This window comes from Kribbella caucasensis (assembly GCF_004361855.1).
GTDB lineage: Bacteria > Actinomycetota > Actinomycetes > Propionibacteriales > Kribbellaceae > Kribbella > Kribbella caucasensis.
Genome location: NZ_SNWQ01000001.1, coordinates 633,101 through 652,529, shown reverse-complemented (window position 1 = coordinate 652,529; position 19,429 = coordinate 633,101). Strand labels below are relative to the sequence as shown.

Sequence of the window (19,429 nt, the reverse complement as noted above, 5' to 3'; positions counted from 1 at the left end):
GGAGGAGGCGCAGTGAGCAGGGTTCTCGTCACCGGCGGGGCCAGCGGACTCGGGTTGGCCCTGGTCCGTCAGTTCGTTGCTGAAGGCCACCAAGTGCTCAGCACCGACGTGCATGCCGACGCGTCCGCACCCGACGGAGGGCAGTACTTGCGGCTGAACGTGCGGAGCGCGGACGACTGGGCGGCGGCGGTCGCGTGGTGTGAGGAGACCTGGGGCGGCCTCGACATCCTGGTGAACAACGCGGGTATCGCCACCGGTGGGCGGATCGACGTCGAGTCGCTGGACGAGTGGGATCGCGTGGTCGACATCAACCTGATGGGTGTGGTGCGCGGGTGCCGTGCGTTCACCCCAGTGTTCAAGCGGCAGCGGTCCGGACAGATCGTGAACACGGCGTCGGCGGCCGGGCTCGTGCATCCGCCGATGATGAGTTCGTACAACACCGTCAAGGCCGGCGTCGTCGCGCTCTCCGAGACCCTGTCGCACGAGCTGAGCCCGTACGGCGTGAGTGTGTCGGTGGTCTGCCCGTCGTTCTTCCGGACCAACCTGGGGGACTCGATCCAGGGCGATGACGCCGCGATGGGCGCGACCGCTCGCCAGTTGATCGAGAAGTCACCGCGGACGGCCGACGAGATCGCGGCGGGGGTGATCGCGGGGGTGAAGAAGAAGCAGTTCCTGATCATCCCGGATCGGCCGGCGCTGCTGGCCTGGCGGACGAAGCGGTTCGCCCGGCCGCTGTACGACCGGCAGATGCGCAAGATCGCCGAGCGGGCGCGCGACAAGGCGGATGCGCAGGTGCAATCGGCCCGAGAACAACAGGCCCAGCCGGCCCAGGAGCAGCACGTGCAGTCGGGCCGGGAGCGGCAGGGCGGCGATACCGACCAGGGCACGGGCGAGGTGGCTCAGGTGCCGTCGGCCGGAGAGCAGTGAGTGCATTGGCAGCGAGCGATGGTGACGCGCCGACGGCAGTGGTTGAAGGCGCGCGGGCGGTCCGGGAAGAGGATGCCTTCGACGTGCCGGCGGTTGATTCCTGGCTGCGGGAGCACACCGCGTTGCCGGAGGGAATGCCTGAGGTCAGGCAGTTCTCCGGTGGGGCTTCGAATCTGACCTATCTGCTGCGGTACACCGATCGCGATCTGATTCTGCGCCGCCCGCCGGTCGGGACGAAGGCGAAGAGCGCGCACGACATGGGCCGCGAGTACCGGATCCAGGCCGCGCTCGCCCCTGTCTTCCCGTACGTGCCGACGATGGTTGCCCACTGCACCGATGCGGGTGTGCTCGGCTCCGACTTCTACGTGATGGACCGGATCCCGGGGACGATCCCGCGCACCTCCGAGCTCGGCGTCGACCTCACGCCGGAGCAGACCCGGCAGCTGTGCTTCACCCTGATCGACACGTTGATCGCGCTGCATCAGGTCGATCCGGAGGCGGCCGGCCTCGCGGATCTCGGCCGCGGTCCGGGGTACGTCGAGCGGCAGGTGACCGGTTGGTCCGAGCGGTACCGCAAGGTCAAGACGTGGAACGTGCCCAGCTACGAGAAGGTGATGGCCTGGCTGGCGGCGAACCGCCCGGACGATGTCGGCAGTTGCGTGATCCACAACGACTTCCGGCTGGACAACGTCGTGCTCGCGCCGGATGACCCGCTGAAGGTGGTCGGCGTCCTCGACTGGGAGCTGGCGACCATCGGCGACCCGTTGATGGATCTCGGCGGCGCTCTCGCGTACTGGGTCCAGGCGGACGACGACTGGGCGTTCCGGCAGTTCCGGCTGCAGCCGTCCGACGTTCCTGGCATGGTCAGCCGCGACGAACTGGTCCGGTACTACACGGAGAAGTCTGGGCTCGAGCCGGCGAACTGGGCGTTCTACGAGGTGTTCGGGCTGTTCCGGCTCGCGGTGATCGCGCAACAGATCTACTACCGCTACCACCACAAGCAGACCAGGAACCCGCGGTTCAAGAACCTCTGGCTGCCGGTCAACCTGCTCGAGCGGCGCTGCCGCCGGATCATCGGCCGCTGAGACGGGCCAAGGATTCGGGCGAAGGGATTTCGGATGGGCACGATCTACCTGGTCCGGCACGCGCAGGCGTCGTTCGGCAAGCGCGACTACGACCAGCTCTCGGACCTCGGCGAGCGGCAGTCGGTCCGGCTCGGCGAAGCCCTGGTCGCCCGCGGGATCAGGCCGACCGTGGTGGTCGCCGGGGCGATGCGGCGGCATGCGCAAACCGCTGCGATCGCGCTGAAGGCCGCCGGGCTGACCCACGACGTGATCATCGACGAAGGGTTCAACGAGTTCGATCACGACGAGGTCATCGTGGCCCTCAACCCGGCGTACCAGAATCGGGCGGTGTTGCTCGCGGATCTGGGCCGGACGGGGCATCCGGGGCGCGCTTTCCAGGCGATGTTCGCGGAGGCGACGGAGCGATGGACTCAGGGTGGCGACGGATACACCGAGACCTTCGCCGACTTCTGTGGTCGCGCGGAGGCCGCGGTTCGGCGTACTGCGGATCGGCTGGGCAAAGGGGAGACCGCCGTGGTGTTCACCTCGGGTGGTCCGATCGCGGCCGCGGTCAGCCGATCGTGGTCCGGCGGCGACGAGCTGTGGCTCACGCTCAACCCCGTCACGATCAACACGGCGATCACCAAGTTCACCGTGGGCCGGAGCGGGCTGACGGCGGTCGGCTACAACGACCACGGGCATCTCGACGGCACCGACCTGCTCACCTACCGATAGGGCGACCGATGCGACGCAACATCCTGATCACCGGGGCGAGTTCCGGCCTCGGCGCGGAGATGGCCCGGCAGTTCGCTGCCAAGGGCCACAATCTCGTGCTGACCGCCCGGCGCGAGGACCGGCTGAAGGCTCTGCAGACGGAGCTGACCGGGCAGGAGGGGCTGTCCGGTACGACGGTCGTCACGTACCGGCTCGACGTGACCGACCACGAGCAGGTGTTCGAGGTGTTCCGGGCCGCCGATGCCGAGCTCGAGGGCGGTCTCCACCGGATCATCGTGAACGCGGGCATCGGCAAGGGGACCCCGCTCGGCACCGGCCGGTTCGACGCGAACCTGGAGACCGCGGAGACGAACTTCATCGCCGCCCTGGCCCAGGCCGAGGCCGCGATGGAGCTGTTCCGGGCCCGCAACGCCGGGCATCTGGTCTTCATCTCCTCGGTCGCCGCGGTCCGTGGACTGCCGAAAGCGGTCACGACGTACGCCGCCACGAAGGCTGCTGTCGGCACGCTGGCGGAAGGGCTACAGCTCGAACTGCTCGGCAAGCCGATCAAGGTCAGCGCGATCTTCCCCGGGTACATCCGATCCGAGCTGAACGAGCACGTCGCGAACACGCCGTTCGTGGTCGACACCGAGGTCGGCGTACGCGCGATGGTGGCGGCGATCGAGGCCGAGAAGGCGAAGGCGTATGTTCCCGGTTGGCCGTGGGCGCCGCTCGCGCGGGTGATGCGGCTGGCGCCGTTGCCGTTGCTGAGGAGGATGATCTGATGCGCTGGGGCCTGACTGTTCCGCTGACCGGGGTTCCGCTGCGGGACCACCGGCACCTGGTCGCGGAGCTCGCGTCGCTGGGGTACACCGATCTTTGGTCGGCCGAGGTGGCGGGCGCGGACGCGTTCACGCCGTTGGTGCTGGCCTCCGAGTGGGACGACCGGCTCCGGTTGGGGACGGCCGTCGTACCGGTGCACACGCGTGGGCCGGCCGCGCTCGCGATGAGTGCGGCGACGTTGGCCGACCTCGCGCCCGGCCGGTTCGTGCTCGGGATCGGGGCGTCGTCGGAGACCATCGTGACCGGGTGGAACGGGATCGCGTACGACCCGCCGCTGGCCCGGACCCGCGACGTACTGCGGTTCCTCCGGCAGGCGTTCGCGGGGGAGAAGGTGGACGGCGAGTTCGACAGCTTCACCATTCGGCGGTTCCGGCTGGAGAAGGCGCCAGAGATCGCGCCGTCGATCATGCTCGCCGCGCTCCGCCCACAGATGCTCCGTCTCGCCGCCCGCGAGGCCGACGGCGCGATCACGAACTGGCTGTCCGCCGAAGACGTCCGCCAGGTCCGCGCTGAACTCGGCGACGAGAAGGAACTGGCCGCCCGGATCTTCGTCTGCGTCACCGAGGACACCGAGATGGCCCGCAACATCGGCCGCTTCCTGATCGCCACGTACCTGACCGTCCCCGGCTACGCCGCCTTCCACGACTGGCTGGGCCGCGGTGAGGCAATGAAGGCGATGCGCGATGCCTGGGCGGCAGGCGACCGCAACGCGGCAATGGCTGCGGTGCCGGTCGAGGTGATCGACGACCTGATCGTCCACGGAACGGCCGCCGACTGTCGCGCCCAGATCAACCAGTACGTGGAGAACGGGCTGGACACCCCGATCATAGCCACCCTTCCGACTGGCACTGACCTCTTGGAAACAGCCCGGGCTCTCGCCCCCTGAAACCTCACTCGCAGAGTGCGCGGACGGCCTCCAGTTCCGCTTCGACGATGGTCATCTGCTGCGCGACCGCGTCGTCGGGCACGTCTGCGGGGAACAGCAAGGTGAACTGGTACTCGCTGCCTGCGCCGTTCGGCAGGACCCGGGTGAACGCTCCCTGGTTCTCGGCGGTCAGCAGGTCGACGGTGCCGTGGTCTGGCGAGGTGCGCACGGTGACGCGGGTTTCCCCCTGATCGTTCTCGAGGATCCAGTCGTCGCCGTCCACGCGGACGGCCCGGGCGACCCCCGGAGCCCAGCGGGGCAGGGCCTGCCGGCGGTCAACCAGCTGGCTCTCGCCACCGCGATCGGGTACGACAAGTCACGCCTGATCGCGCTGCTCGACGAGCTCGAGCGGGACGGGCTGATCGTCCGGGAGCCGGACCCGGCGGATCGCCGGAACCGTCGGGTCCAGTTGACGCCCACGGGCCGGGCCCGGCACGCCGCCGCCCAGGCCGGCATCCGCGCGATGGAAGACGATCTGCTCAGTGAGCTGACCGCTGCCGAGCGGCGATCGCTGATCAGCATCCTCGGCCGCCTCGCCAACGGTTGAACAAGGAGCGCGGGCCGCGGTGCCACGCTCTTCCTTGCCCTTGGCATCGAGCGGGAGCGAGACCTGATCAGCGTGGCGTGACCTGGAAGACCTGCACGCAGAGTGGGTCGTTGCCGATCTTCCGGACGACGACCATGCCGCTGACGGCTGCGCCCTTGGTAGTACCCGAGAGGGGGACGAGGAAGGCCGACTGCTGACCGATCGGGTCACCGACGACGAGTTTGGTGGGCGGTGCGATCCACTGCTCGATGATCGCCGGAAGGAACTGTTTCGTGCCCGCACAGCCGAGGGCGGTCGCGGCAGCGGGATTGTTCGCGTTGAGCTGGGCGACGAAGCGCCTGGCGAGCTCGGCCGGGCTGGCCGCCGGCTTTGCCGGCTGGGTGACGGGCGGCTTGGTCGTCGGAGGTTTGACCGTTCTCGTCGGCTGCGGAGCCGGGATCGACTTCTTCGGCGTCGGAGTACTGGCCGGGGGCGCGCCCGAGGTGGCCGGGCCGGGGTCCGGGGATGCTTCGCCGTCGCCTGCGACGAGGCCGAAGGCGATCACGCCTCCGACTCCCAGCGCGGCGAGCAGGACGACGAGCAGCAGGATGATGATCAGGCCCGCTCTGTTCTTCCTGGGCGGCTGACCATAGGGCGGCGCGGCCCGCCCACCCGGAGGGTAGTTGCCCGGCTGATAGCCCTGGGGCTGGTACGGCTGAGACTGCCAGCCGGAGTTCTGATCCTGCGGCCGGGGATCCTGCGGGCCGGGCGGTGGGTAGCTCACAGCTCTCAGTGTCGCAGCGCGAGGCTCACTCTGCCCCGCGATGGATTCCTGATCAGGAGAGGCGGTGTTCCTGGAGCCAGGTGGTGGCGCGGCGGTTGGAAGCGCGGGAGAGCCAGGCGTCCTGGATCACCTCGGTCAGTTCCCGCACGGTGAGTTCGCCGAGGCGGCTGGCGCGGACCAGGACCGACAGGTGGCCGTCGAAGTGTGGAGTGGTGAAGAACGGGTTGCTCTCGTCCGAGACCAGGGCGAGCTTGTCTTCTTCGGCGGGTACCCAGAAGACGATCACGTCGTCGTAGCGTTCGCCGGTCTCCGGATCGAAGGCATCGGCTCGCGGCGTCCGGAAGAAGACGAACGACTTGCCGCCGACCTGGTAGACCGGGTTCTCCCCACCACCCTGTACGACCGTGACATGTGGCATCCCCGACGCGACCTCGTGCACGTCGGCAACCCGCGCTTTCCGGCTCCGCGCCACAGCCGCAGTCTAGGACGGCCTTGAGGGCTGGCTGGGGAGGTGGATGGTGAAGGTGGAGCCGTGGGATGGCTGGCTGGTGACCGTGATGGTGCCGTCGTGGGCTTCGACAAGGTGTTTGGTGATGGCTAGGCCCAGGCCGCTGCCGCCGGTGGTTCGGGATCGGGAGTGTTCGACGCGGTAGAAGCGGTCGAAGAGGTGCGGGAGGTGTTCGGCGGCGATGCCGGTGCCGTTGTCGGTGACAGTGAGGTTGTAGCCGTTGCCGACGCGGCGGATGCCGACGACGACCCGGCCGCCGGACGGGGTGAAGCGGATCGCGTTCGAGACCAGGTTGCCGAGGGCCTGGCGGATTCGGGCGTTGTCGACGATCGCCGGCGCGGGACCGTTGACCTCGGCCCTCAGCGTGACCCCGGCCGCGTCGGCGGTGGGGCTGTGCGCCGCGACGACTTGGGTGGCGAGCTCGCTCAGGTCGCGGAGCGCGGGGTGCAGCCGGAGCATGCCGGCGTCGGCGAGCGCGAGGTCCTGGAGATCCGCGACCAGGTGTTCGAGCAGCGCGGTCTCCTCCAGCAGCGAGGTGACTAGTTCCCGGTCGAGCGGGACCACGCCGTCCTCGGACGCGACCAGGTAGCCCTTGATGTTGGCGAGTGGAGTCCGCAACTCGTGGGCGACGTCGCTGACCATCGCCTTGCGCTGGAAGTCGTGCCGCTGGATCGATTCGGCCATCGCGTTGAAGGCGTGCCCGAGCCGGGCCACCTCGTCCCGCCCGGCGACCGGGACCCGGGCCGCGTGATCCCCGTTCGTCATCCGCTGCGCCGCGCCGGTGAGCGCGAGGATCGGACGAACCAGGCGGCGACCCGCGAACACCATCACCAGCGCCGCGATCAGGAGTACGCCGAGCGCGGTGGCCGCGGTACGGAGCATGCCCTCGGCGGAGAACACGTTGAAGGTCGACCTGGAGCCGAGATAGAGGCGCGCCTCGGGAGCGACGTACGGCTTGAGGGCCTCGGTGCGGGCGGCGGACGTGCACTCGACGAAGGCGGGTGAGACGACCTTGCCCTCGGGGTTCTTCGGCGTCACGGACTGCAATCCGTCGGCCTGGATCGACGTGAGCTCGTACGGTTCGCCGGCCTTCTGCAGGCATGCGGTGGCGCGGCGGATCTCGTCCTGGTTCACCGTCCGGGCCTTGGCGCTCGGCGCATAGAGGCCGGGCGGCATGCACGGGTCGTCGACCTTCTCGTTCGCCTTCTGGATCTCGGTCACCGTGGCGCCGTCCATCGTCGTGACCGCCTCGAAGACCAGCCGAGGCCCTTCGGTGGTGCTGGTCACCGTGACCTGGCGGCCCGCCGCCCGATAGCACGCGACCGCTTGCTTCGCGAGGTCTTCGCGCTGCCGGCGCTCCTCGTCGGTGAGTCCCCAGAACGGCGTGGCCGAGGCCGATCCGATCATCACCGATCCGACCAGCGCCTTCTCGGTCCGCAGCCGCGTGGTGGTCATCGCTCCACCGGCCGCCGCCTTGAACATCCCGTTGCCTTGACTGGCGGCGTCGATGGTTGCCGCTGGCACCGAAGGGAGCTCGGGGCTGGCGCCGAGCATCCGCGCCGAGTCCGCGATCACCGTGCCGTCTGGCTTGGTCAGCGCGATCCGCCGGCCGGTCTGGTCGGCCAGTTCGCGGACCATCTGGTCGACCCCGGACCAGCCGGTGTTGTCTTCGGCGTACTTGGTCAGCCGAGAGTAGATCTCGCCGTCGACCTCGAGCTGGGAGAGATTCGTGGCGATCTCGCCCTGCAGCTTCTCCGACGTGCTGTAGGTGGCGATCACCGCGGTCGCGATCACCGCCCCGAGAGCGACGGCCAGGGACAGCCCGAGGAACCGGACCAGGACGCTATGACGCATCGGACACCACCTTGTCGGCCAGCTTGTACCCCACGCCGTACACGGTCTTCAGGTACGCCGGGGAGGTGGGCGCCGGCTCGATCTTCTTGCGCAGGTTCATCACATGGACGTCGATCGTCCGGTCGAACACGTAGTGGTCGAAGCCGAAGGCGTGTTCGAGCAACTGCTGCCGGGTGAAGGCACGGCCCGGGGACGCGGCCAGGCAGGCGAGGATCTTGAACTCGGCCGGCGTCACCTCGACCAGCCGGCCGGCCAGCCGGACCTCGTGCCGGACCGGGTCGATCTCCAGTTCCCCGACCCGGTACACCTCGCCCTCGGACCGGCTCTGGGTGCGACGCAGTACGGTCCGGACCCGGGCGACGAGTTCGCGCGGGTTGTACGGCTTGGTCAGGTAGTCGTCGGCGCCCAGATCGAGGCCGAGCAGCAGGTCGTCCTCGGTGGAGCGCGCGGTCAGCATGATGATCGGCACGTCGCCATCGGCGCGTAGTACCCGGCAGACGTCCAGGCCGTCGACCTTCGGCATCATCACGTCGAGCACCAGCAGGTCCGGGCTGCGCCGGCGGGCCTCGTCGATGGCGGCCCGGCCGTCGTACACGACGACCGTCAGATGGCCCTCTCGCTCGAGATACCGCCGGATCAGCTCCGCCTGCTTCCGGTCGTCTTCGGCAACGAGAATCCGGGCTGGCATTCCCTCACAGTGACCGATCTTCATGAGATTTCGATGAAGATCGGCTGAGAGCATCGGGTGCTGATCGGTCCTTCACAGGTTCTTCACAGCGTCGCGGCCAGGCTCACGACCATGAAAACCTCATCGAAAGCCGTCGCTCTGGTCGCGGTGCTCGCGTTGGCCGGATGCGGGAGCACGAACGACCCGGGAGCGGCGCCACCGAGCGAGAACCAGGACAAGAGCCCGCTCTCGGAGTACATGGGCGAGGGCTTCTCGAGCGGTCCGGGCGGCGGAATGCGGGTCGCCATCCGGGCCGGCGGCGGACAGGGCTCGACCGAGGAGGAGCTGGCCAAGCAGCGCAAGGTCGAGGAAGCGACCGCGGCCTGTATGAAGTCGGCCGGGTTCGAGTACGTCGCGGTGCCGCCGGAGTCGGACCCGAAGTCGAAGTTCAACGAAGCCTTCAACCTGCCGCCGGACAAGTTCGCCGCGCAGTACGGCTACGGCATCAGCACGATCGACTGGTCGAAACCGGACGAGGACGACAGCAACCCGAACACCAAGATCCGCAACGCTCTCTCGGCCGCCGCGAAGAAGGCGTACGACAAGGCGCTGAACGGGGACATGGGCGACGGCAACGTTGTGGTCGCCCCGAAAGACGGCAAGAGCACGAACAAGCAGATGAACACCGGCTGCCGGGGCAAGTCCGCCGAGGAGGTGTACGGCAAGGGCGAGGACCGGATGGCCGACTTCAACAAGTTCGAGTCGCTGTTCAAGGACATCGAGGCGCTGCGCAAGCGGATCGAGTCCGACCAGCGGGTGGTCGCCGCGACCACGGCCTGGTCCGACTGCCTCGCCGACTCCGGGCACTCAGGCTACAAGAAGCCGGAGGAGACGCGGACCAAGGTGCACCAGAAGCTGGACGAGCTGACCGGGACCACCAGCGGGCCGAACCAGGGCAAGGCCACCGTGTCCGGGCCGCCGTCGTTCGACAAGGTCGACTCGCAGAAGCTGGCTGAGCTGCGGAAGTTCGAGATCGAGCTGGCCAAGGCGGACCAGGCGTGTATGGCGAAGGTCTACGACGCGCCGTACAAGCAGGTGCAGTACGAGCTGGAGAAGGAGTTCGTCGAGCAGAACAAGGCTCAGCTCGAGCAGTACCGCGACACGATGGCGGAGCGGTGACCGCGTCGCCCAAGTCGCGTCGGCGGGTCCTGGTCGGTGTCTCGGCGGTGGCGACGCTCTCCCTCGGGGTCGGCGTCGCCGCCGGCAGCCGGATCCAGTCGCCCGAGGACGCGGCTGCGAAGACGGCAGCGCCTAGCGCTTCCCAGATCACGGTGCCGGTGGAGAAGAAGGCGCTGTCCAGCAAGGTGGTGGGCCGCGGCGACACGTCGTTCGACGGCGCGGTGAACGTCCGGGTGGAGACGAGCGGGCTGCGTACTCCGGCCGTGGTGACCGGCAAGGTTCCGGCGGTCGGGTCCACGATCCACGAGGGCAAGGCGCTGCTGGAGATCACCGGGCGGCCGGTCATCGGTCTGGCCGGGGTGCTGCCGATGTACCGCACGCTCAGCCCGGGTAGCCGCGGCCCGGACGTGCTGCAACTGGAGCAGACGCTCGACCGGCTCGGGTTCGACCCGGGGACGGTGGACTCGAAGTACGACGGTGGGACCGCGCGGGCGATCGAGGAGCTCTACGAGGCGGCGGGATACGAAGCGCCGGAGCCCGAAGAGCAGCTCACCCAGGCGGTCGACCAGGCCGAGAAGACCGTCGACCAGGCGAAGAACGCGCTGCGCCAGGCGGAGGCGGCGCTGAAGCAGGCCAAGAAGCAGCCCGGTAAGACGGACTTCTCCGTTGAGCAAGGCCAGGTCGACGACGCGGAGGAGAACCTGAACGACGCCGAGACCGCGCTGGCCGAGGCCGAATTCAAGGCCGGTACGCCGCTGCCGGTGTCCGAGGTGGTCTTCGTCAAGACGCTGCCGCGCCGGGTGGACGACGTGAAGGTCGAGCGCGGCGGCACCGTGAACGGCGTCGTCATGTCGGTCAGCGGCGCCTCCCTGGTCGTCACGCTGAAGGTGGACGCGCAGACCAAGGAGCGGCTCAAGGTCGGGATGCCGGCCAGCTTCGACCTCGGCGACGGCACCATCGTGCAGGCGACGGTCCGCCGGATCACCCGGAACGCGGACCAGTACGACGTGGTCGTCGCACCCAAGTCGCTGACCGCGGCCCAGTTGGAGCGGCTCCGCGAGGCGAACGTCAAGGTGACCATCCCGGTGCAGAGCACGAACGGCAAGGTGCTGGCCGTGCCGGTCGCCGCGATTTCGGCCGGATCCGACGGCTCTTCTCGCGTCGAGGTACTGCGGGAAGGCAAGGTCGAGCTGGTTCCGGTCAAGGTCGGGCTGTCCGCCGACGGGTTCGCTCAGGTGACCCCGACCGGCGACGCCAAGCTGGCCGAGGGCGATCAAGTGGTGGTCGGGCGATGACCGCGACGGCAGTGGCGCTGCCGGCTCCGGTGGTGGAGATGATCGGCGTTCGCCGGTTCTTCCCCGGTCCGCCCGAGGTCCAGGCGATCCGAGAGGTGGACCTGGTCATCGGGCAGGGCGAGTACCTGTCGATCGTGGGCCCGTCCGGCTCGGGCAAGTCCACTCTTCTGCATCTGCTCGGCCTGCTCGACAACCCGACCGGGGGCGTCTACCGCCTCGACGGAGTCGACACGTCGAACCTGCGCGAGCGACGGCGTGCGGTACTGCGTGGTGAGCGGATCGGGTTCGTCTTCCAGTCGTTCCACCTGCTCGACCACCGGACCGTGCTGGAGAACGTCGCGCTCTCGATGGTGTACGTCGGGGTGCCGCGGAAGGAACGCCTCGCCCGGGCGCGAGTGGCACTCGAACGAGTGGGCCTCGCACACCGGATGGAGTTCGCGCCGACCACATTGTCGGGCGGTGAACGCCAACGCGTCGCGATCGCCCGTGCCCTGGTCGCCGAGCCGAGCCTGCTCCTCGCCGACGAGCCGACCGGCAACCTCGACACCGTCAACGCGGAGGCGATCCTCGAAGTGTTCGACGAACTGCACGCCGAGGGCATGACGCTGGCCGTCATCACTCACGACGACCAAGTCAGCCGCCGAGCCCAGCGCCAGGTGCGGATCGTCGACGGGACCCTCCAATGGTGAACCCACAGACCGGCCTCCCGGATCCCGCCGGCGGGCCGTCCACTTCCCCGTCCACGTCCCCACCCGCTCGCCGTCGGCTGCTCGCCCGGCTGCGGCTCGGGCTCGCGGAGCTGGTACTACGGGTCGGGCGTCCGTCCCGGCGCGGGCGACTGACCCGTGGTCCCGGGTTGAGGCGGGGATCCGCGGTACGGCTGAGACGCGGGCCCGCCGTACGGGACCTGCTCGACGAGGCGCTCGCGGGGGTCGCGGCCCGGCCTACCAGGCTGATCCTCACCACCTTGGGGACCGTGCTCGGGATCGCCGCGCTGGTCGGGACCCTCGGACTCGGGCAGACGGCCGCGGGGCAGATCACCCAGCGGTTCGACCTGGCCGCGGCCACCCGGGTCGTAGTACAGCCGGAGGACAAAGGTGGTCAGGAAGGCGAGGCTGCCACGCAGTTGCCGTGGGACGCGCCGGACCGGCTCGCCCGGCTGAACGGGGTCGACGCCGCTGGGACGGTGAGCGCGCTCGACATCGGCGACGACATGGTGCGCAGCGTGGAGGGCCTCGACGGGCAGAAGACCGGGTACGCGCTGCCGGTGCTCGCGGGATCGGCCGGGCTGTTCGACGCGGTCCGGGCGAGCCTGAAGACCGGGCGGTTCTTCGACGCCGGGCACGACCGGCGGGGCGACCGGGTCGTTGTCCTCGGCAAGCACGCGGCGGAGAAGCTCGGGATCAACCGGGTGGACTCGCAGCCGGCCGTGTTCATCGGCGACCAGGCGTACACGGTGGTCGGCATCCTCGACGCTGTCAGTGGCCGGGCCGAGCTGCTCGACGGCGTGATCATGCCGAACGGCGCCGCCAAGACGGAGTTCGACCTGGAGTCCCCGGATGCGGTCGAGATCCGTACTCAGGTCGGCGCGGCGCAGCTGATCGCCGGTCAGGCGCCGGTCGCGATCGAGCCGAACAACCCGAGCGCGATCAAGGTCGACGCCCCGCCGGTCCAGGGCGGTGTACGGCGCGGGGTGGAGTCCGACCTGAATGCGTTGTTCTTGTTGCTGGGCGCGGTCGCGTTGCTCGTGGGCGGTCTCGGGATCGCCAACGTCACGCTGCTCTCGGTGCTGGAACGCATCTCCGAGATCGGCCTGCGCCGGGCCCTCGGCGCGGCCCGAAGACACGTGGCCGTGCAGTTCCTGGTCGAGAGCGTGATCGTCGGCTTCCTCGGCGGGCTGCTCGGTACGGCGGTCGGGGTACTGCTCACCATCGGGGTCTCCTGGGGCCGGGACTGGACCCCGATCCTCGACAACCGGCTCGCGATCGGCTCGCCGCTACTGGGCGCGCTGATCGGGCTGATCGCCGGTACCTACCCAGCCTGGAAAGCCTCCGCCATCGAGCCGATCACCGCGCTCCGGGGAACTTAGCCGCGCATAGATCAAGGCGGTCACCAGGAAGCCGAACACGATGAAGACCAGTACCGGGTAGGACTTCCCGTTGTCGGGCAGGATCACGGCGCCGAGCGCGGCGGCCGAGACCTGCCCGACATTGAAGATCATGTCGTAGAGCGAGAACACCCGGCCGCGATAGACGTCGTCGACGCCGGTCTGCACGAGGGTGTCGACGCTGATCTTCACGCCCTGCGCGCAGAACCCGGTGAGGAAACCCGCGACCAGGAGGGCCGGCTGGGTGTAGAGCCCGCCCGGCATCGCCGTCACCACCGCGGCCGCCACGAACAGCACAGTGATCCAGCGGCGCAGCGTCAGCACCCGGGTGGCCCACGGGGTGACCAGCGCGGCGAGGAACAGCCCGGCGCCGACCGCTCCGGTCGCCAGGGCGAGCGCGCCGAAGGCTTGGTCCAGCTGGTCCGGTCCGTAGAACTCGTTGCGGTAGAGCAGGATCATCGCGACCGTGACCAGGCCGAAGAGGAACCGGAGCGAGCCGATCGCGGCCAGACCGAGGGCGGGTTGCGGTCGCTGCCGCAGATGCCGGCCGCCGTCGACCAGACCGGTCGCGATACTGCCGAGCGCCTCCAGCACGCCCGGTTCGTCACCGTTCAGGTCGGGACCGAGCTGGTTCCGCGCCAGCCGCAACGCCAGGAGCGCCGCGGTCAGGTAGATGGCGGACGTGAGCCCGAGGACCGCCAGGTCGGACTCGACGATCAGCTTCACGCCGGCACCGACACCGCCGCCGATGAGGAACAGCGCTGTGCCCGAGGTCGGCGTGACCGCGTTGGCCATCACCAGCTCGTCCGTATCCACCACATGCGGCAGGCTCGCGGACAGGCCGGAGAGCAGGAAGCGGTTCACCCCGAGCGTGAGCAGGACCATCAGGTAGAACGGGATCCCCGCGTTGCCGACAGCAACGACTGCGCCGACGATCAGGACCAAGGCGGCCCGGGTGACGTTCGCGGCGAACAGGATCTGGCGGCGCGACCACCGGTCCAGCAGTACGCCGGTGAACGGGCCGAGCACCGAATACGGCAGCAGCGCGACCGCGAACAGCCCCGCGATCGCCGCGGCGTCGGGCGCCCGCTCCGGCGAGAACAGCACGTACGACGCGAGCGCGACCTGGAACACGCCGTCGCCGAACTGCGAGGTGAGCCGAACAGCGAACAGCCGCCGGAAGTCACCCCGCTTCAGCAGCCTGCCCAGATCCCGGTTGAACTGCACGCCTGCACTGTAGCCCCCCAAGCAGAACGCGCCGCTTCACCGGTTGAGGTCAGGGCGGCCGCCTATTGTGGGCCGATGGACCGCGACTCCTTTCCGCACTTTCTGGCGATCGGGACGCGTTGGAAGGACAACGACGTCTACGGGCACGTGAACAACGTCGAGTACTACAGCTTCTTCGACACGGTGATCAACGAGTTCCTGATCCGGGTCGGTGGGCTCGACATCCACGGTGGGCCGGTGATCGGGTTGTGCGTCGAGTCGCAGTGCACGTTCAAGCAGTCGCTCGCGTTTCCAGACACGGTCGACGCGGGGCTGCGGGTCGCGAAGCTGGGGAACTCGAGCGTCGCCTACGAGATTGGGCTGTTCCGCGCGGGCCTGGCTGAGCCGGCCGCGCTCGGGCGGTTCGTGCACGTGTTCGTCGATCGGGAGGAACGGCGACCGGTCCCGCTGCCGGATCACCTGCGGACCGCGCTGGAGGGGATCTCCGGATGATCGTGCGAGGAGCGGTACTGCGGGAGATGGGCCTGCCCAGCCCGTACGCCGAATCGCGGCCGCTGCGGATCGAAGAGGTCGAACTGGATCCACCCGGACCGGGAGAGCTGCTGGTCCGGATCCGGGCGGCCGGGTTGTGCCACTCGGATCTCTCGGTGATCGACGGATCGCGGCCGCGGGTGATGCCGATGCTGCTCGGGCACGAGGCGACGGGTGAGGTGGTCGTGTCCGAGGCGCCCGGTTTCGCGCCGGGGGACACGGTCGGCTTCGCGTTCGTACCGGCGTGCGGTGCGTGTGGCCCTTGTGCGGAAGGACGCGCGGCCTTGTGCGAACCAGGTGCCGCCTCCAACATGCAGGGCACGTTGCTCGGGGGATCACGGCGGCTGTCCGGCGTACACCATCATCTCGGCGTGTCCGGGTTTGCCGATCATGCGGTGGTGTCGGCGCGGTCCGCAGTACGGGTGGACCCGGAGTTGCCGCCCGAGATCGCCGCGCTGTTCGGGTGTGCGGTGATGACCGGCGTCGGGGCTGTGGTGAACACCGCGCGCGTACGGGCCGGCCAGAGTGCGGTCATCTTCGGCCTCGGCGGGGTCGGGTTGTCGGCCCTACTCGGTGCCGTCCTGGTCGGAGCTCATCCGATCGTCGCCGTCGACGTCGTACCGGAGAAGCTGACGCTGGCCCTGTCGCTCGGCGCGACCGCTGCTATAAACGCTCGCGACGATGACTTGGTCGAGGCCGTCCGTGACGCAACGGCAGGTGGTGCGGATTACGCCTTCGAGACGGTCGGCAATGCGGCTGTGCTCGCGCAGGCGTACGCCGCCACTCGTCGCGGCGGAACGACTGTCACCGTCGGGCTGCCGCATCCGTCGCAGACCCTGACCATCCCGGCCGTCTCCCTGGTCGCCGAGGAACGCACCCTCAAGGGCTCGTACCTCGGCTCCGCCATCCCGAGCCGCGACATCCCCCGCTACATCGCCCTGTACCGCGCGGGCCGGCTCCCCGTCGATCGGCTGCTCAGCTCGACCGTCCCGCTCGACGGACTGAACGAGGCCTTCGACGAACTGGCGGCCGGCCGATCCCTCCGCCAGGTTCTCGTCCTCTGACCCCCGGTATTACGTAAATTCCGGACGAAACCGTGTACAGAGAGGCAACGCTTAAGGCAGGCTACGCAAAGTGTGCGCTCGCGCACCACAAGTGAGGCAATAGTGAGGTAGGTGATGGCTGCCGCCCAGGCAGTCGTCGCCTAGGAGTCCCTGAGGAGGACCCCGAACATGCAAAGCAGGTTCCGCCGAACCGGTGCGCTCGTGGGCGCCGGTGCCGTTCTGTTCGGAGCGTTGGCTGTCGCGCTCGGCAACCAAGCCGGCGCCGAACAGACTCCGCCCGTGGCCCCGCTCGACCAGTTGCTCGGTGAGCAGTCGGTCCAAGGCCGGACGGCACTGGCCAAACTTCAACCGCGGCTCGCCGAACTGGCCGACCGCAACGGGATCGCCGCAGATCAGCTGGAACGGATCCTGGCCACCGACAAGACCAGTTGGCTGGACGAGGACGGCAAGCTCTTCTACCGCGAACCCGTTGCCACCAAGGCAGAGCAGGCCGAGACCGTGGCGTCGCCGAAGTGGGCGACCACAGCCGTCGCGGCAGCGGTCGGCCCGGCGTTCGAGTTGCACAGCAAGAAGGGCTCGAACCGGGTCATCTACCTGGACTTCGACGGCCACACGGTCACCGGTACGGCGTGGAACTCCGACGGCAAACCGGCCAGCGTGAAGGTCCCGGCGTACGACACCGACGGCAACACGAGCAACTGGAGCACGGCTGAGCAGGACGTCGTCAAGGATGTGTGGGCCCGCGTGGCCGACGACTACGCGCCGTTCGACGTCGACGTGACAACGCAGGCGCCGGCCGAATCGGCGATCACGCGTACGGACGCGGCCGACCAGCAGTACGGGACACGGGTGCTGATCGACCCGTCCAGTTGGTACCAGACGAGTTGCGGCTGTGGCGGTATCGCCTACGTCGGCGTTTTCGACCGGACCAGCCAGCACTCGTTCTACCAGCCGGCCATGGTCTTCACCAAGGGCGTCGGCACGGGTGCGAAGAACATCGCCGAGGCCGCAGCGCACGAGGCCGGCCACAACGTCGGGCTCAGCCACGACGGCACCTCGACCGAGGGCTACTACCGCGGTCACGGGGCCTGGGCGCCGATCATGGGCGTCGGCTACAACAAGGCGATCACCCAGTGGAGCAAGGGCGAGTACGCCGACGCCAACAACAAGCAGGACGACTACGCCGTCGTCGCCGAGAACGGTTTGGCGCGGCGGGCCGATGACCACGGCAACACCACCGCGACGGCGACCGCGCTCACGCTCGGCACCAGCAGGAAGGGCGTCTACGCCACCGACTCGGACAAGGACGTCTTCCGGATCGACGTGGCCGCCGGCACCTTCAGCTTCGTCGCCGCACCCTCCGCGAAGGGCGCCGACCTGGACATCCGGCTACAGTTGCTGAACTCCGCCGGGACCGTCATCGCCACCGCCAACCCGGCCTCGGGCCAGGCGAACGCGGCGACGCCGACCGGGGTGAGCGCGCGGATCGACAAGCAGGTGGCCGCGGGCCGGTACTACCTGCGGATCGAGAACGTCGGCTACGGCAACCCGCTGAACAACGGCTACTCGACCTACGGCAGCCTCGGCGGGTACTCCGTCCGGGTCGCCAACGGCTGACACAACTCAACAGGTTTGCCTCGGTCGCCGCCTCTGCCGCAGGAGGCGGTGGCCCGGGTCGGGGGAACCAACAGTGAGGCTGGGGGGAATCCTTGAGGAGGATTCCGGATGGGAAGCAGATTCCGCCGCACCGGTGCGCTTGTCGGCGCCGGTGCCGTCGTCTTCGGAGCGCTGGCGGTTGCCGCCGGCACCCAGGCCGACGCACAACAGACACAGTCACCGATCGACCAACTGCTGGACCAGCCGGCGCAGGGCAGGACAGCGCTGGCGAAGGTTCAGTCCCGGCTGGCAGAAGTTGCCGAGCACAACGGCCTGGCGGAGCAGAAACTGCTCGACATTCTCGCCACCGACAAGACCAGCTGGCTCGACGCCGACGGCCGGCTGTTCTTCCGTGAACCACAGCTGACCTCTGCGCAGAAGGCTGCCAAGGCCTCGCCGCGCAAGGCGACCAAGGCCGTCGCGGCCGCTGAAGGTCCTGCGTTCGAGTTGCACAGCAAGCCGGGTTCGAACCGGGTGATCTACCTGGACTTCGACGGCCACACGATCACTGGAACCGCGTGGAACGCGAGCAAGGGGATCGACCCGGTCAACGTCACGGCCTACGACACGGACGGTGATCCGGCGGTGTTCGGCACCGCGGAGCAGGACGTCGTACATGAGGTGTGGGCGCGGGTCGCGGAGGACTACGCCGCGTTCGACGTGGACGTGACCACGCAGGAACCGCCGCAGGACGCGATCAACCGGACGAGTTCCAGTGATCTGCAGTACGGGACGCGCGTGCTGATCGATCCGGACACCTGGTACCAGTCGGGCTGTGGTTGTGGTGGGGTCGCCTATATCGGCGTGTACGACGCGACCAGCCAGCACGACTATTATCAGCCCGCCCTCGTCTTCACCAAGGGCGTCGGGACCGGTGCGAAGAACATCGCCGAAGCCGCGTCCCACGAGGCCGGTCACAACGTCGGGCTCGGCCACGACGGCACCGCGTCCGTCGGCTACTACCAGGGGCACGGCGCCTGGGCACCGATCATGGGCGTCGGCTACTACCGCGGGATCAGCCAGTGGAGCAAGGGCGAGTACTCCGGTGCGAACAACACCGAGGACGACTACTCCGTCATCGGCGCCAACGGCCTCGCGCTCCGCACCGACGACAACGGCGACACCACGGCCGCCGCATCCCCGCTGACCATCGGTACTCCGGTCAACGGTTACATCGCGGCCGAGTCCGACACCGACGTACTCCGTTTCGACGTCACGACCGCGGGTAACTACACGGCAACCGCCGACGCCGCGAGTCTTGGCGGCAACCTCGACATCAAGCTCGACCTGCTCGACAGCGCCGGCAACGTGGTGACATCCGCGAACCCGGACTCCGGCCAGAGCAACGCCGCCACCCCGACCGGTCTGGGTGCAAGCGTCACCAGCACCCTCCAGCCCGGCACGTACTACCTCCGCATCGACAACGTCGGCTACGGCAACCCGCTGGACACCGGCTATTCGACCTACGGGAGCCGCGGGGCCTACACCCTCGCCGTCAACCCGAGCTGAACCCCTGCGGTGGTTGGTCACCCTCTGGCGGGGCGACCAACCACCGCAG

The 19,429-nt window shown here is 68.8% G+C and carries 20 protein-coding genes; 14 read left to right on the top strand and 6 right to left on the bottom strand.

Annotated features, from left to right (window positions below):
- Nucleotides 1-12 precede the first annotated feature (12 nt).
- Genes EV643_RS03145 through EV643_RS03125 form a run of 5 tightly spaced genes read left to right on the top strand, consistent with a single transcriptional unit; the run spans nt 13 to nt 4,434 of the window.
- On the top strand, nt 13-927 hold the full coding sequence (locus EV643_RS03145; RefSeq protein ID WP_133798383.1) for an SDR family NAD(P)-dependent oxidoreductase: 915 nt from the start codon (nt 13-15) through the stop codon (nt 925-927).
- Entirely contained in the window at nt 924-2,012 is a 1,089-nt protein-coding gene (locus EV643_RS03140; RefSeq protein ID WP_238165318.1) for a phosphotransferase family protein, read from the top strand. Before EV643_RS03145 ends, EV643_RS03140 begins: the two co-directional genes overlap by 4 nt.
- Before the next feature lie 33 nt (nt 2,013-2,045).
- Complete coding sequence (locus tag EV643_RS03135; RefSeq protein WP_133798382.1) at nt 2,046-2,726, top strand: histidine phosphatase family protein; 681 nt, start codon at nt 2,046-2,048, stop codon at nt 2,724-2,726.
- An 8-nt stretch (nt 2,727-2,734) separates the two neighbouring features.
- A complete protein-coding gene (locus EV643_RS03130) occupies nt 2,735-3,490 on the top strand; it encodes an SDR family oxidoreductase (RefSeq protein WP_133798381.1) in 756 nt (251 codons plus the stop codon).
- The gene (locus EV643_RS03125) at nt 3,490-4,434 is read left to right on the top strand and encodes an LLM class F420-dependent oxidoreductase (protein WP_133798380.1); all 945 of its coding nucleotides are present in this window, start codon (nt 3,490-3,492) and stop codon (nt 4,432-4,434) included. Before EV643_RS03130 ends, EV643_RS03125 begins: the two co-directional genes overlap by 1 nt.
- 4 nt (nt 4,435-4,438) lie before the next feature.
- Here the strand turns inward: EV643_RS03125 and EV643_RS03120 are convergent, their stop codons facing one another.
- Nucleotides 4,439-4,642, bottom strand: coding sequence for a hypothetical protein (locus tag EV643_RS03120; RefSeq protein ID WP_202869358.1), 204 nt, complete (start codon nt 4,640-4,642; stop codon nt 4,439-4,441).
- Here EV643_RS03120 and EV643_RS03115 point away from each other — a divergent pair.
- On the top strand, nt 4,622-5,020 hold the full coding sequence (locus tag EV643_RS03115) for a MarR family winged helix-turn-helix transcriptional regulator (RefSeq protein ID WP_133798378.1): 399 nt from the start codon (nt 4,622-4,624) through the stop codon (nt 5,018-5,020). The genes EV643_RS03120 and EV643_RS03115 overlap by 21 nt on opposite strands.
- Nucleotides 5,021-5,087: 67 nt before the next feature.
- Here the strand turns inward: EV643_RS03115 and EV643_RS03110 are convergent, their stop codons facing one another.
- Genes EV643_RS03110 through EV643_RS03095 form a run of 4 tightly spaced genes read right to left on the bottom strand, consistent with a single transcriptional unit; the run spans nt 5,088 to nt 8,833 of the window.
- Nucleotides 5,088-5,783: a hypothetical protein gene (locus EV643_RS03110; protein ID WP_133798377.1), complete on the bottom strand. Its 696-nt coding sequence runs from the start codon at nt 5,781-5,783 to the stop codon at nt 5,088-5,090.
- Between the two features lie 52 nt (nt 5,784-5,835).
- Nucleotides 5,836-6,255 carry an MmcQ/YjbR family DNA-binding protein gene (locus tag EV643_RS03105; protein ID WP_238165317.1) on the bottom strand — a complete coding sequence of 140 codons (420 nt, stop codon included), beginning with the start codon at nt 6,253-6,255 and terminating at the stop codon, nt 5,836-5,838.
- A 9-nt stretch (nt 6,256-6,264) separates the two neighbouring features.
- Nucleotides 6,265-8,145 carry a sensor histidine kinase gene (locus EV643_RS03100; RefSeq protein WP_133798376.1) on the bottom strand — a complete coding sequence of 627 codons (1,881 nt, stop codon included), beginning with the start codon at nt 8,143-8,145 and terminating at the stop codon, nt 6,265-6,267.
- Nucleotides 8,135-8,833 (bottom strand): response regulator transcription factor, encoded by a 699-nt coding sequence (locus EV643_RS03095; RefSeq protein WP_133798375.1) that lies wholly within the window; start codon nt 8,831-8,833, stop codon nt 8,135-8,137. The genes EV643_RS03100 and EV643_RS03095 overlap by 11 nt, the downstream gene beginning before the upstream one ends.
- A gap of 111 nt (nt 8,834-8,944) precedes the next feature.
- Between EV643_RS03095 and EV643_RS03090 the strand changes: the two genes are divergently transcribed.
- The 4 genes from EV643_RS03090 to EV643_RS03075 are packed head-to-tail and all read left to right on the top strand — an operon-like array spanning nt 8,945 to nt 13,375.
- On the top strand, nt 8,945-9,991 hold the full coding sequence (locus tag EV643_RS03090; RefSeq protein WP_133798374.1) for a hypothetical protein: 1,047 nt from the start codon (nt 8,945-8,947) through the stop codon (nt 9,989-9,991).
- Entirely contained in the window at nt 9,988-11,286 is a 1,299-nt protein-coding gene (locus tag EV643_RS03085) for a peptidoglycan-binding protein (RefSeq protein ID WP_133798373.1), read from the top strand. Before EV643_RS03090 ends, EV643_RS03085 begins: the two co-directional genes overlap by 4 nt.
- On the top strand, nt 11,283-11,975 hold the full coding sequence (locus EV643_RS03080) for an ABC transporter ATP-binding protein (protein WP_133798372.1): 693 nt from the start codon (nt 11,283-11,285) through the stop codon (nt 11,973-11,975). The genes EV643_RS03085 and EV643_RS03080 overlap by 4 nt, the downstream gene beginning before the upstream one ends.
- Nucleotides 11,969-13,375: an ABC transporter permease gene (locus EV643_RS03075; protein WP_238165316.1), complete on the top strand. Its 1,407-nt coding sequence runs from the start codon at nt 11,969-11,971 to the stop codon at nt 13,373-13,375. Before EV643_RS03080 ends, EV643_RS03075 begins: the two co-directional genes overlap by 7 nt.
- Here the strand turns inward: EV643_RS03075 and EV643_RS03070 are convergent.
- Complete coding sequence (locus EV643_RS03070) at nt 13,283-14,620, bottom strand: MFS transporter (RefSeq protein WP_133798371.1); 1,338 nt, start codon at nt 14,618-14,620, stop codon at nt 13,283-13,285. The two genes, EV643_RS03075 and EV643_RS03070, sit on opposite strands and share 93 nt — an antisense overlap.
- Nucleotides 14,621-14,695: 75 nt before the next feature.
- On the opposite strand from EV643_RS03070, the gene EV643_RS03065 reads away from it, so the two are divergent.
- From EV643_RS03065 to EV643_RS03050, 4 genes are all read left to right on the top strand, one after another.
- The gene (locus EV643_RS03065) at nt 14,696-15,112 is read left to right on the top strand and encodes an acyl-CoA thioesterase (protein ID WP_133798370.1); all 417 of its coding nucleotides are present in this window, start codon (nt 14,696-14,698) and stop codon (nt 15,110-15,112) included.
- Nucleotides 15,109-16,215, top strand: a complete 1,107-nt coding sequence (locus EV643_RS03060; RefSeq protein ID WP_133798369.1) for a zinc-dependent alcohol dehydrogenase family protein — start codon at nt 15,109-15,111, stop codon at nt 16,213-16,215. Before EV643_RS03065 ends, EV643_RS03060 begins: the two co-directional genes overlap by 4 nt.
- Before the next feature lie 168 nt (nt 16,216-16,383).
- Nucleotides 16,384-17,832 (top strand): M12 family metallo-peptidase, encoded by a 1,449-nt coding sequence (locus EV643_RS03055; RefSeq protein ID WP_133798368.1) that lies wholly within the window; start codon nt 16,384-16,386, stop codon nt 17,830-17,832.
- A 108-nt stretch (nt 17,833-17,940) separates the two neighbouring features.
- Complete coding sequence (locus EV643_RS03050) at nt 17,941-19,380, top strand: pre-peptidase C-terminal domain-containing protein (protein WP_133798367.1); 1,440 nt, start codon at nt 17,941-17,943, stop codon at nt 19,378-19,380.
- The last annotated feature ends 49 nt before the right edge of the window (nt 19,381-19,429 follow it).

Excerpts from the sequence above, each read along its gene's own strand:
- EV643_RS03135 (WP_133798382.1), top strand. The coding sequence starts at position 2,046 with ATGGGCACGATCTACCTGGTCCGGCACGCGCAGGCGTCGTTCGGCAAG.
- EV643_RS03130 (WP_133798381.1), top strand. The coding sequence starts at position 2,735 with ATGCGACGCAACATCCTGATCACCGGGGCGAGTTCCGGCCTCGGCGCG.
- EV643_RS03125 (WP_133798380.1), top strand. The coding sequence starts at position 3,490 with ATGCGCTGGGGCCTGACTGTTCCGCTGACCGGGGTTCCGCTGCGGGAC.
- EV643_RS03100 (WP_133798376.1), bottom strand. The coding sequence starts at position 8,145 with ATGCGTCATAGCGTCCTGGTCCGGTTCCTCGGGCTGTCCCTGGCCGTC.
- EV643_RS03095 (WP_133798375.1), bottom strand. The coding sequence starts at position 8,833 with ATGCCAGCCCGGATTCTCGTTGCCGAAGACGACCGGAAGCAGGCGGAG.
- EV643_RS03090 (WP_133798374.1), top strand. The coding sequence starts at position 8,945 with ATGAAAACCTCATCGAAAGCCGTCGCTCTGGTCGCGGTGCTCGCGTTG.
- EV643_RS03080 (WP_133798372.1), top strand. The coding sequence starts at position 11,283 with ATGACCGCGACGGCAGTGGCGCTGCCGGCTCCGGTGGTGGAGATGATC.
- EV643_RS03075 (WP_238165316.1), top strand. The coding sequence starts at position 11,969 with ATGGTGAACCCACAGACCGGCCTCCCGGATCCCGCCGGCGGGCCGTCC.
- EV643_RS03065 (WP_133798370.1), top strand. The coding sequence starts at position 14,696 with ATGGACCGCGACTCCTTTCCGCACTTTCTGGCGATCGGGACGCGTTGG.
- EV643_RS03060 (WP_133798369.1), top strand. The coding sequence starts at position 15,109 with ATGATCGTGCGAGGAGCGGTACTGCGGGAGATGGGCCTGCCCAGCCCG.
- EV643_RS03055 (WP_133798368.1), top strand. The coding sequence starts at position 16,384 with ATGCAAAGCAGGTTCCGCCGAACCGGTGCGCTCGTGGGCGCCGGTGCC.
- EV643_RS03050 (WP_133798367.1), top strand. The coding sequence starts at position 17,941 with ATGGGAAGCAGATTCCGCCGCACCGGTGCGCTTGTCGGCGCCGGTGCC.